The organism is Pseudoalteromonas sp. Z1A2 (assembly GCF_011378755.1).
GTDB lineage: Bacteria > Pseudomonadota > Gammaproteobacteria > Enterobacterales > Alteromonadaceae > Pseudoalteromonas > Pseudoalteromonas distincta.
Map to the genome: position 1 here is coordinate 1 of NZ_WTKX01000034.1, position 13,072 is coordinate 13,072.

The 13,072-nt window shown below is 37.6% G+C and carries 7 protein-coding genes and 1 pseudogene; 5 read left to right on the forward strand and 3 right to left on the reverse strand.

Features of this window, described 5'->3' with window-relative positions:
• Positions 1-90 precede the first annotated feature (90 nt).
• From GQR47_RS18035 to GQR47_RS18045, 3 genes and pseudogenes are all read right to left on the reverse strand, one after another.
• Positions 91-261: pseudogene (locus tag GQR47_RS18035) on the reverse strand (phosphate ABC transporter substrate-binding protein); the annotation flags it as partial.
• A gap of 12 nt (positions 262-273) precedes the next feature.
• The gene (locus GQR47_RS18040) at positions 274-1,422 is read right to left on the reverse strand and encodes a porin (protein WP_039484471.1); all 1,149 of its coding nucleotides are present in this window, start codon (positions 1,420-1,422) and stop codon (positions 274-276) included.
• Positions 1,423-1,742: 320 nt separating this feature from the next.
• On the reverse strand, positions 1,743-2,333 hold the full coding sequence (locus tag GQR47_RS18045) for a LuxR C-terminal-related transcriptional regulator (RefSeq protein WP_165724232.1): 591 nt from the start codon (positions 2,331-2,333) through the stop codon (positions 1,743-1,745).
• A gap of 409 nt (positions 2,334-2,742) precedes the next feature.
• Between GQR47_RS18045 and GQR47_RS18050 the strand changes: the two genes are divergently transcribed.
• The 5 genes from GQR47_RS18050 to truA all read left to right on the forward strand — a co-directional run bounded on the left by GQR47_RS18050 (position 2,743) and on the right by truA (position 12,984).
• Positions 2,743-4,965: a TonB-dependent receptor gene (locus tag GQR47_RS18050; RefSeq protein WP_165724233.1), complete on the forward strand. Its 2,223-nt coding sequence runs from the start codon at positions 2,743-2,745 to the stop codon at positions 4,963-4,965.
• A gap of 265 nt (positions 4,966-5,230) precedes the next feature.
• Positions 5,231-6,352, forward strand: coding sequence for a 4-phosphoerythronate dehydrogenase (locus GQR47_RS18055; protein WP_165724234.1), 1,122 nt, complete (start codon positions 5,231-5,233; stop codon positions 6,350-6,352).
• 48 nt (positions 6,353-6,400) lie between these two features.
• Complete coding sequence (locus GQR47_RS18060) at positions 6,401-7,417, forward strand: aspartate-semialdehyde dehydrogenase (RefSeq protein WP_024594855.1); 1,017 nt, start codon at positions 6,401-6,403, stop codon at positions 7,415-7,417.
• Positions 7,418-7,771: 354 nt separating this feature from the next.
• On the forward strand, positions 7,772-11,911 hold the full coding sequence (locus tag GQR47_RS18065) for a FimV/HubP family polar landmark protein (protein ID WP_165724235.1): 4,140 nt from the start codon (positions 7,772-7,774) through the stop codon (positions 11,909-11,911).
• 278 nt (positions 11,912-12,189) lie between these two features.
• The gene (gene truA, locus GQR47_RS18070) at positions 12,190-12,984 is read left to right on the forward strand and encodes a tRNA pseudouridine(38-40) synthase TruA (RefSeq protein ID WP_165724236.1); all 795 of its coding nucleotides are present in this window, start codon (positions 12,190-12,192) and stop codon (positions 12,982-12,984) included.
• Positions 12,985-13,072: the final 88 nt, after the last annotated feature.

Sequence of the window (13,072 nt, forward strand, 5' to 3'; positions counted from 1 at the left end):
TTTCATCACCTGCTCCGAATTTATCATTGAGCAGGTATTTTTAGATAATCAGAACATCGATGCTAGGTGTGGTTCGCTAGACGCTTACGCTGGGTTGACTTTATTGCCGTTATCAAACGACTTGGCCTTTCCTAAGTAAATTTTCTTAATAGTCTCTGCATCAAGTGCATTTGCATTACTAGGATTTACAATTACTGCAACTTCAGCCAAAGCACCGAAAGAACATAATGAAAGCGCACTAGCTAGGATTAATTTTTTCATATTCCGCTCCAATTAAAATACTAAATCAACACCAACGGCGACTATATCCGTTTCAGTGTCAGTGATGTCATCATCAAATCGACTGAAGTCAATTTTAAATGCAGCTGAAGGGTGGAAGTCATAACGTGCGCCAATTGTGTATACGTTACTCTCTGCACGCATGCTCTCGAGGGCAAAGTTCACAGTAGTATTTAATAAAGGAATTGATTCAAGAGTATTAAAACGTGACGAATCATGCTTATCATCATTTTTTTCATAGGTGAAGTGAACAATAACATCATCTATACGATAACCCGCAGAGGCATAGTATTGTGATTGTTCAGCCAAAATACTTCCCTCTACTTCAAACTGTGTATATTCAGCATCAAATAAGAAGTTATCATAGTCAATAGAGAAGCCAATACCAACAAAAGTTGTTTCATCTTCGTCAGTAATCAGATCATTTACTGTACTGGTTAAACCGTTAGTATTGAGTACATCAATAATTCCATTTAAGGCACTTAAGTTACTTGAGTCACTGCTATCAATAGAAATGCTAGTGTCGGCCACAATATATGCAGCTCGTGCACTGAACCAGTCGTATGATAGGCTCCAGTTTATACCGCCTAAATTATTTAACTCAGCAGGTAAGCTATCTCCAAATACATCTATATCGCCATCAAAAGCGCCGTAAAACCCTTGTAAAGTAGAGTCCCAATCTCCTAATTGATTGTTGTAAACAACACTCAAGCCTTCATAAGTCGAAAATGGGATACCGTACACTGAGCGAGGTGGGCGTACCCAGCGATAAGCATAGCCAACATCCAAAAAATCTGAGTATTTATAGAAAGGGACACGCATTTTACCAGCGCTAAATTGCAGTTCATCGCTGTATTCATAAGTAACATATGCCCATTCGAACGTGGCGTCAAAGTCGTCCTCTCCACGCGCAATAATTTGAGCCGTAGCCGTCAGTTTCTCTTGAAGATCAGCAGATAGTTGTAAAGCGAACTTACTCTCATTTTTAAATGAGATATCGTCGTCATATCCGTATAAGGTTTGATCACTGTCTAGGCTTTTACCACCTACGATAGATGCAAAACCATTAATACGTACTTCAGCGCTTGCATAGCTAGATGCAAGTACAGCACATACAGCTACTGCTACAGATAGCTTTTTCATATGTATTTCCTATTTGTTATTTAGATGTTGATTTCAATAGGATTATAGAAGTGATAGTGTTTTTTATCTAATAAATTTAGGAAGTTAATAAAAATAAATTTAGTAACGGCTTTTTAATTTTGTAACATATATATTTTATGTATGTATTAAAAGCAGAATAGTATGATTTTATTAGAATAAACTTTAAATCTAGTTAATAAGGCTTTTTAAAATGGCGGGAATATTATAACTAAATTTTCTTTTTACGTTCTTTTGTTAAGGAGTTAGAACGAATGTTGCTGGTAATTACAATAGCTATTATCAAGTTTGCTTAATCGGTTTTAACTATTGATCTTATTTAAGTTTTTTTGACACCAAAGCAATGCTTGTTGCTTGTTTTTTACAGCGATTTTTTGATACACCTTGTGTAAATGTACACGAACTGTAGCTTCACTGATAAATAAAGTGTCTGCAATTGCGCTTGAATGTAAGCCAGAAAATAACAAGTTTAATACTTTCATTTCTTTGCAGGTTAAGTTATTTGATTGCAGCGCAGTTTGTTGTTCACTCGCTAGCATTTGTCTCATCCAACCATCAGTTACCGCACGTGGAAACCAAAGTTTTCCTTGTTCTATTGCTTCTAATCCTTGCTGCAGTAGTACTTCGTCAGTGCCTTCATAAAACAAACCTTTCAAATTAGGCCACTCTTTTAATGCCAAAACATCACCGTCTTTGGGCACGTCAAAAATAACGAGTCCTTGGTGACCGTTTCTTAGCATAAACTGATTTATAAGTTCATGGTTTGTAATAACATTTAAAGCTTGATAATTGACAAGTAGGACGTTGAAGTCAGCTGCAACACAAAAAAGTGACGTGTAATTTGGGCTGGTGAAGCATGTGGGGCTTTTATTGGCTGTATTTTCAATATTCATAATATTCTATCCATAGACTACATTTTAGTACTATATTCTTATTTTTAGTTAATTTCAATGATACCTGAATGTGTTTTAGCTCTTTTTTTATACACTAAAGTACATGTATGAGTATGTTTTATGCGCTCTTTAAAGTAATATTTATGAGATTTTTTGTTTTAAAACAATTCATTAGTGAGGTAAATATTAGAGGGGGTTATTTATGATAATTCATCTAAAGCTAACAATGCTTAAATTACTGTCATTTTCTATGAATTTATTTAAATAATTTTATACATTTATTCACAATAATGTCATATAATACCTGTCCAGAGGAAAGATGCTATTTAGCGTCTTTTTTTATGCCTAAAGTTTATATTATTAATATAAAAGCATAACAAAAATCACACGGTATCCTTTGGAGAATATTTTGAAACTACGCACACTCTCACAGTTAAGCCTAGCAATTGTCGCTGCACTATCTACCTCAGTAAATGCTGAAGAAGCTAAAACAACAGCAAAACAAGACGCGTTTGAAAAAATCGAAGTCACAGCTCGTAAACGTACAGAGAGCTTATTTGAATCTCCAACCGCTATCACATCAATTGGGGCGAACCTAATTGATAAAGCCAATATGAGTAATCTTGAAGATATTGGTAAATATGTTCCAAACTTAAACATCACCCGTTACGGTGTTGGTAATGCAGCACATGCGTCTGTGTTCATTCGTGGTATTGGTCTGCAAGATCACATAATAACTACTGATCCAGGTGTAGGCGTATACTTAGATGGCGTTTATTTAGGTCGTCAAATGGGTTCTAATTTATCATTACCTAATGTTGAGCGTGTTGAAGTGCTTCGTGGTCCACAAGGTACTTTATATGGTCGTAATACATTAGGTGGCGCTGTAAATGTAATTACAAAGCAACCTGGGGATGAAGGTATTGTAACTACTTCAGCTAAGCTGGGAAGTCGTGGACGTATTGCTGGTGATGTTTATTTTAATAACTCACTAAACGATGAACTAAGCATGTCTGCGAGTGCATCTTACAAAACACGTGATGGTGTTGGTGAAGCTGTTAATTTAGCAAATCCAGAGAAAGAAATTGGTGAGGAAGAGGAATTCAGTGGTCGTGTAGCCCTTAAATGGCAAGCGAACAGCGATTTAGCATTCACTTTTGCTTTAGATGGAGTTGATAACGAGTCAGGTCAATCGCCTTACACAATTGAATTAACTGACCCGCTAGATGCAAACGATGTGTTTAATGGCGACTTCCCATTATTGACTCAAGATTTAATTCCATCAGACCCTGATGATTTAGGTACAACCGTTGCAGGTATTGAATCAACTTCTTACTCAGGTTGGGGCACATCGTTCTCGGCTGATTGGGCAATTAACGATACTTATACTACTAAATTTATCTCAAGCTACCGTACATCGGAGTATGAAGGTGGCCTAGATGACGATGCATCACCTTTAAACTTATCTGAGTTTCCAGAAGAGGGCGGAGCTGATCAGTACTCGTTTGAAATTCAACTAAATGCAACATTTGATAATATGGACTTTGTGTCAGGCCTTTACTTTTTTAATGAAGATGGCTTTACACGTTCAGGCCCATTTGTATTCAGCCCATTTAATACACCCAATGGCATATTGAATGACGGAGTAACAGAATCATTTGGTGGTTACGGCGATTTTGAAATTAACCAAGAAACTAATTCTTACGCAGCCTACTTTAATGCAAGCTACGATTTAACTGACGATTTAACGGTAGGTGGTGGTCTTCGTTATTCAAAAGATGAAAAAGATGCAAATGCTATATTCCCATCATTTCCTACTCGTAAGTATGTAAGTGCAGATTTTGATGCAGTTACGTGGGATGTAAATGCATCTTATCAGCTTAGCAATAATATGAATGTGTATGGCCAGATTCAAAAAGGCTACCAAACAGGTGGTTTTCCACCGCGCCCATTTGGTGGACCAGACCAGTTTGTATCATTTGACGAAACGAAAGCGGTTAACTACGAAATGGGTCTAAAAGGCCAAGTACACGAAAATGTATCTATGATGCTTGCGGTATTTGTGACTGATTACACTGATTTAGCATTGCCGTTTTCAGACCCAACAGCAGGTGGCGGTTTCGTAACAATTGTAGAAAATGCGGGTCAGTCTAAAGCACAAGGTATTGAGCTTGAAACAACCGTCGCTATTACTGATGACTTTACTATTCGCAGTGCAGTTGGTTATTTAGATTCTGAAATAACAGAAGTGGCTGAGGGTGTACAAGGTATAGGTAAAGGCGATTCACCTGCACTTACACCACGCTGGACTGTTATGGTTGCACCTTCTTACTTTATGGATTTAGAGAGCGGCGCAACACTTGCATTTAATGCTAACTATTCGTACCGAAGCGAAATGCAAGGGCAATCAGTTTATAACCAAAGTGAGACCATTGACTCTCGTGAACTAGTTGGTTTTAATATTTCCTACACTAATCCATATGGCGATATGGAAATTACACTGTATGGTGAAAACGTTCTAAACGAAGTTTACGATGTTGGTCGTCTACAACAATCAGGTTTTGTTGGCGTAATGCGTAGTAATGATCGAAGTGAATTTGGTTTGAAATTCAAAAAAGATTTTGAGCTATAAACTAAAATCAAGTAAATAAAATATAATGTAATTGAAGTTTATTTTGCATAATAAAGGCCGAATCATGCTGTGATTCGGCCTTTGTGTATTCAATAGTAAAGTTATTATTCGCATCGTTTAAATTCCTAATTTTAATTGCTGATTTAAAACAATCCACATCCCCATTTTTGAGTCTTTGTATTAACTAAAATGCGCCTTTTTAGTTTGTGTAAAGGCTAGGTTGTTCGCTACAATGGCGCCTCTTAATTGCCAAACGGACTCTGTAATGAAAATTCTTGCCGATCAAAATATGCCTTTAGTTGAGCAGTACTTTGCAGACTTTGGTGAGGTTGAGCGTTTTGATGGTCGTAAATTAACGCCTGAACAATTAATAGATGTAGATGTTCTTCTTACTCGTTCGGTGACAAATGTTAATCATGAACTTTTGGTACAAGCTAACAAGTTGAGCTTTTTAGGTACTGCCACAATCGGCATTGACCATATTGATACGCAATTACTGCATGATAGAAATATTGCTTTTACAAGTGCACCTGGTTGTAATGCTGTTGCTGTAGCTGAATATGTAATTAGTAGCTTATTTGCATTAAGCCAAGAAAATGCGCGTCCATTGTGTGGTCAAACAATTGGTATTGTAGGGATGGGCAACATTGGTACATGTTTGGCGCAAAAATTAAAAGCATTAAACGTAGTTGTACTGCTGTGCGATCCGATTAAGCACGAACAAGGCTTATTACAAGAGCATGTAGCGCTTGATGAGTTATTAGCGCAGTCAGATGTTGTTACTTTTCACGTTCCCCTTGTTAAAAGTGGCGAGCATAAAACACTGCACATGATGGGTAAAGAGCGTTTAAAGGCACTTAAGCCAGGAACCACGCTAATTAATGCAAGCCGTGGCGATGTAATTGATAACCAAGCATTACTTGAGGTAATGGAAGCTGGGGCTGATTTAGATTTAGTACTTGATGTATGGGAGAAAGAACCCAATATTTTAACTGAATTACTAGAGCATGTTCGTTACGCTAGTGTGCACATTGCAGGGCATACACTTGAGGGGAAAGCTCGTGGTACACAAATGTTGTATCAAAAACTGTGTCAGCTCAAAGGTGTTGAGGCGATTAAATCGTTGGATGATTTTTTACCAACACCAGCCGTTACAAATGCAACTGTTACGCAAAGAATTAATGAGCAAGATATTGCCCGTTTAGTGCATTTAATTTATGACGTTCGCCGCGATGACGGAATATTACTTCGTCGTCTAGAGAGCGACGGCTTCGATAGTTTACGTAAAAACTATCCTATAAGGCGAGAATTTAGCACCTTATTTCTACAAGGTGATAGCCCACAATTAGCAGCACTTAGCCAGCTTGGCTTTAGCATAGCTGAATAATTATTTAACTAACGATGTTGTTTTAATGTCGTTTATAGAGGAAGAAATATGTCGCAAAAATATAACGTTGCCGTACTTGGCGCTACTGGTTTAGTAGGCCGTCAAATCATTGAAACGCTAGCAGATCGTAAGTTTCCTGTTGATCAGCTTTTTTTACTTGCTAGCAGCCGCAGCGCAGGTGAAGATATAAAGTTTCGTGGTGAGACCATTGAAGTACTTGACGTTGAAGGCTTTGACTTTAGCCAAGCGCATATAGGTTTGTTTTCTGCTGGTGGCAGTGTATCTGAAAAATATGCTCCTATTGCTGCTGAAGCCGGCTGTATTGTAATCGATAATACATCGCACTTTAGAAATGATTTTGAAATACCACTCGTGGTGCCAGAAGTTAATGCTTCAAGCCTAGCTGATTTTAGAAATCGTAATATTATTGCTAACCCTAACTGTTCAACTATTCAGATGATGTTAGCACTTAAACCAATTTATGATGCTTACGGAATAGACCGTATTAATGTATCTACTTACCAAGCTGTATCGGGTGCAGGTAAAGACGCGGTTGATGAACTTGCAAAGCAAACAGCTAATTTGATGAATGCACGCCCTATGGATAATAAAGTATTTCCAAAGCAAATTGCATTTAACGTTATTCCTCAAATTGATAGCTTTGAAGATAATGGCTATACGCGCGAAGAAATGAAAATGGTAAACGAAACTCATAAAATTTTGGGTGATACCACTATTGCAGTGAACCCAACGTGTGTACGTGTTCCCGTATTTTTTGGGCACTCAGAATCAATTAATATTGAAACGCGCATGCCTTATGACTTTGAACACGTTAAACAACTTTTAAAAGACGCGCCTGGTGTCGAGCTAATTGATGATGAAGGTGACTACCCAACAGCAGTGTCTGACGCTAGTGGTAACGATACTGTGTATATAGGTCGATTACGTGCTGATATTTCTCATCCTCATGGATTAAACATGTGGGTTGTAAGTGACAACACTCGTAAAGGTGCTGCAACTAATAGCATTCAAATTGCAGAAGAGCTTATTGCCAATTACATGTAATAGTTAATCGCGCTAAACATGCTTTTGAAGCGGTAAACAGTAGTTGTTTGCCGCTTTTTGTTTATATGGCTTGTCAAATTTTTGCCGTTTAATTTTAAAAATACAAAAACTGATTGATAACACTCAATAAATTAATATTTATAAAGATGTTTTAAGGCATTTATTTTCAAGGTGTTGCGATGGATATTACGCTCTAACTGGTTTATAGTTTGTAATTGGAATAGAGCTTGCAATAAAAATAGATTGTAATAATAAATGCGAGTCAGTCATTTGGCTGATAATAGCAATAATAAACAATATTTATGCACTTAAGTTTTAGGTGTTTTATTAATATTTAAATATTAAAGGATCAGCATGCGCGGTTTAGCTACACTTATTATATTAGCGTCTGCATTGATAGTAACGCCAGTTTACTCTCAGGACAGTACCCAATTAAAGGGGCCTAAAGGCGTTGACTATGGTGCGCAAGGGCGATCAATTGGGCCAATTAAACCAACTGATACGCTTTGGCGTATAGCAGCTAAAGTGCGCCCAGACAATTCTGTCAGTATTTATCAAGTTATGCAGGCTTTGTATAACAAAAATCCCGATTCATTTTTAGAACAAAATCTTAACCACATTCAAAATGGTGCCTATTTAAAAATCCCTACCTTAGCCGAAATAAAAGCTGTAAATACGCAGCTCGCAAAGCAACGCTCTGAGCAAGATGATGCATTATGGGAAAAGAAAAAAAATGGCACGCTTACACAAAGCGAAATTAACTCAGCGCAAACAAAAGTAACTCAAGCGCGTAAAATTGATGTAGACGATGCTAAAAAAGAGATACAGAAAGAATTAAATGAAATAAAAACAGAGCAAGGTACTAAGCTTGTTGAGTTACAACAACAGTTTAAAAGCTCAGTTAGTAATGTAGAAGAGATTTTAGTTGAAAATAATAATCTTAAAAAACAGTTATCAGGAATATCTAAAGAGCTCGAAAACTTACGTTTGCAATTAGGACAAGACAGCGAAATTCAAAATCAGTTAAAAGAACTCATCGTTAAACAAAACGAGATTATTGCCCAACAAAAAAAACAAGAAGTAATACCAAAAGAGTCATTTGATTTTGGCTCATTATTTTCAAACCCCATAGTACTGGGCTTGTTAATGTTTATTCCTGGGTTACTGATTATTTTTGCAATCGTTATGTTTTTACGCAAACGAGCAAGTAATCAAGAAGAGCCGCAAAACGATGATGACTTTTTACCACAAACCCCAACTTATACTGGCGATGATGATTTAGGCCCAAGCTTAAATGACGATCCAATTGTACCTGACCCTTTAGATGACTTGAGTGTTCAATTAGATGATAGTCTCGAAAGTGATATGTTGCCTAATGATGATTTAGACGACGGCTTAGATGATTTTTCTGGCGACGAAAATTTACTTGATCAGGATGAGCTCGAAAGCTTGCTAAGCGATGACATTGTTTTTGATGATGAAAATACCGATGACGATGATGAGCTCGATATTTTTATGCAGCAAGGGTTTGATCAACCTTCAGATGAAAACGCTGAAGATATAGATTTAGACTTATCTGATGACTCAATTAACAATGATGAAATCCTAACTAATGACGATTTAGATAGCTTGTTTGATGAAGACGATAGTCTACCTGAATTTGATCCACCGCAAACAAGCGAAGCTTTAGAGGATGACAGCTTAGAATCTCATGATGAAATGGCGGCTTTAAGTGAAGAGCTTGCAGATGAAGATAATTTTGATATAGATGAATTATTAGATCAAACATCAACAGAATTAGATACCTCAAATAACACTTCAGCTGAACTTGATACAAGCGACGATTTTGATTTAGACGATATAGATAGCTTAATTGATGAGGCGAATGACCCAAAAAGTGATGTGGTAGATGACTCACTTGATGCAGAGTTACTCGACGAAGATGAACTTCTAGAAGAAAGCGACGACTTTGATTTAGACGACATAGATAGCTTAATTGATGAGGCTGCAGTCGATACTGCAGATGACTCATTAGTTGAGGAAAGCGAAGACTTTGATTTAGACGACATAGATAGCTTAATTGATGAAGCAGCAGTTGATACTGCAGATGACTCATTAGTTGAGGAAAGTGACGACTTTGATTTAGACGACATAGATAGCTTAATTGATGAAGCAGCAGTTGATACTGCAAATGATTCATTAGTTGAGGAAAGTGACGACTTTGATTTAGACGACATAGATAGCTTAATTGATGAGGCAGCAGTTGATACTGCAAATGATTCATTAGTTGAGGAAAGTGACGACTTTGATTTAGACGACATAGATAGCTTAATTGATGAGACTGCGGTTGATACTGCAAATGATTCATTAGTTGAACAAAGCGATGACTTTGATTTAGACGACATAGATAACCTAATTGATGATGAAGTAAAAAATTCAGATGTAAGAGATTCAGAAATTGATAATGCATTGGCAGACTCAGTTGAGGATTTAGCAGATGCTCAAGAAGAATTAAATGTTGATGATATTGAGTCGCTTGCTTCATCATTAAATGAAGAGCCCGAGCTTGACGATGAGCCTGAACTTGAAGAAGAGCCTGAACTTGAAGAAGAGCCTGAACTTGAAGAAGAGCCTGAACTTGAAGAAGAGCCTGAACTTGACGATGAGCCTGAACTCGCAGAAGAGCCTGAGCTTGAAGAAGAGCCTGAGCTTGAAGAAGAGCCTGAGCTTGAAGGAGAGCCTGCGCTTTACGATGAGCCTGAACTCGCAGAAGAGCCTGAACTCGCAGAAGAGCCTGAGCTTGAAGAAGAGCCCGAGCTTGACGATGAGCCTGAGCTTGAAGAAGAGCCTGAGCTTGAAGAAGAGCCTGAGCTTGAAGAAGAGCCTGAGCTTATAGAAGAACCTGAGCTTGAAGAAGAGCCCGAGCTTGACGATGAGCCTGAACTTGCAGAAGAACCTGAGCTTAAAGAAGAACCTGAACTTATAGATGTAACGGTTGATGATTTTTCAGATACATCAGAGTCGCTTCTTGATCCTGAAGATGCGCTTGAAGAATATACAGATGATACTTTAAAGAGCGTTGATGAGCTTTTAAATGAGCTACAACAAGCGACGGATGATGACTATATAGAAACACCAGATTGGTCTTTAGATGAGCTTGAAGACGATCTTGAAGAAATAGAAGTAGATCTTGGTGACGATCCGTTAGCGGGCGACGATGACTCAGATCTTACAAAAATTGAAGAGCAGCTTGATAGCGATCTTATAACGCCAAGTGAAGAGTTAGATGAATATCCTGAACTTGAATTAGACGATGATCATTCATTATTGGAGAATGAACCTTCGTTTGAGCCGCAAGAACCTAAAGAAAATGCACCGAGTGAAGAAAATGCAGTAGCACTTAGTCAAACAGAGAAAGATCTCGCAAATGCGCTTTCTGAAAATGCTAACTTAGATAGCTTAGAAGATGATTTTGATGATGAACTATTAATTGATAATGACTTCTCTGAATCAGAAGCTAAGGTTGAAGACGAGTCGTTTGATGATGATTTACTGCAAGAAATTAATGACGGAATTGATTCTGTTGAACCAGTTAGTATAGAAGAGGATACCAAACCTCTTAACCTTAATGAAGTTCAAGAAACACTAGAAAGTGAGTTGCCATTTACCCCCGAAGAATTACAAGGTGATGATTTAGACGGTGAGGCGCAGGGAGTCGCTTCCAGCCAAGCTGAGCAGGACTTATCAAATGCGCTTTCTGAAAATAATGATTTAGATAGTTTAGAAGACGATTTTGATGATGAAATTTTAATTGAAGACGATTTTTCTGACTTAGATGTTGAGTTTGACGAAGATATTTTAGAGCAAGCGCTAACTGATGAGTTATCAGACGAGCAGCAAGAGCAAACAAATGCAGAGCGCGAAGCACAGTTAACAAACTCAGATGAAGCAGGTAGCACTAATATTAGCTCTGACGATGAACTTGATGAAGAGTTTATGTCAAATTTGACGCAAACTGATTTTGATTCATTACTTAGTGAGTTAGCGGAGCCTGAAGAATTAAGTGCTGAGGATAGCAGTGAATTTGATGTCGACTTTGACAGCTTGCTAAAAGAAGACTTAGAGGAAGATGACTCATTAACTACAAAAGAGCCACTTGTTGAAAGTAGTGATATTGAGCAACTTGATAATGATGAATTTGTAGATATAGATTCATTATTAGAAGAAAGTGAAGAGGCTGAACTTGAACACGAACCTTACACCGACGTTAATATGGATGTCGGTTTGAGTGAGTTTGATGCATTACTTGCTGGTGATAACCCAACCGATGTTGATGCTGAAAGTGGTGGTTATTCAGCTAAACTAGATTTAGCGCGTGCTTATATTGAAATTGATGATTTTGATTCTGCGCTCAAGGTCATTGAGGATGTCATCAACAAAGGCCCAGAAGAAGTTCAAGAAGAGGCACTTAGTTTAAAAGCGAAACTAAAATAACAAATTGTTAAAAAAACCCTTAATTGGTTATTCTAATTAAGGGTTTTTTTATGGATGTTAGTTTAATTATAACAAGGGAAAGCAACGCATTAACGAAGTGAATTTTATAGTATGTAATTGTTATAAAAGAATAATTTACATCGTAATTATTAAGTTATTTGATTCATTGAAATGATCATGTTTTTAATAAAAAGGGTATTACCGCACACCTCCTTTTATTGCGTCGAGAGATAGCATAAAATGCCGTGTTCATTAGCACAGTAGGTAAAGCAGTAATTATGCGAGTAGCACTTGGAGTTGAATACAACGGCGTACGCTATAGTGGGTGGCAACGTCAATCACATGTAAATAGCGTACAACAAGAAGTAGAAAAGGCATTGTCGCGTATTTGTAATCACCCAGTTGAAGTAGTATGTGCGGGGCGAACTGATGCGGGTGTGCACGGTACAGGTCAAATAATACATTTTGAAACTGAAGCTTCGCGTGACATGGTCGCATTTACAATGGGTATGAATACCTTATTGCCTAAAGATATTGCTATTCGCTTTGCACAACCAGTTGCTGTCGATTTTCATGCTCGTTTTAGTGCAACCGCTCGCCGATACCGCTATATTATTTATAACTCTCCTTTTCGAGGAGCAGTGTTAAACGAAGGGGTTACGCATTTTCATCACCCATTAGATGAAGTTAAAATGCAGGAAGCCTGTCAGTATTTGATCGGGACACACGATTTTACATCTTTTCGAGCGATCCATTGTCAAGCAAATACACCGACTCGCACTATTCATCATTTATCGGTACAGCGCCAAGGGTGTTACGTTATTATTGATATTAAGGCGAATGCGTTCTTGCATCACATGGTACGTAATATAACGGGGAGCTTGATGGATATTGGCATACATAAGCAACAGCCCATTTGGTTGAAAGAATTACTTGATTGTAAAGAGCGTGCTAAAGCAAGTGCTACAGCTAAAGCTGCAGGTTTATACTTGGTTGATGTCGATTATCCTGAAGAGTTTAATATTCCTAAAATGCCTTTAGGTCCATTGTTTTTACCTGACGCTGAAATTTAGTTATGGTTGCCGTTAGTGTTTTTTATGAACACTTTTAACTACTAAGACCAGTTTTTTATACCGCGTTAGTGTAATTCATGTTTTAATT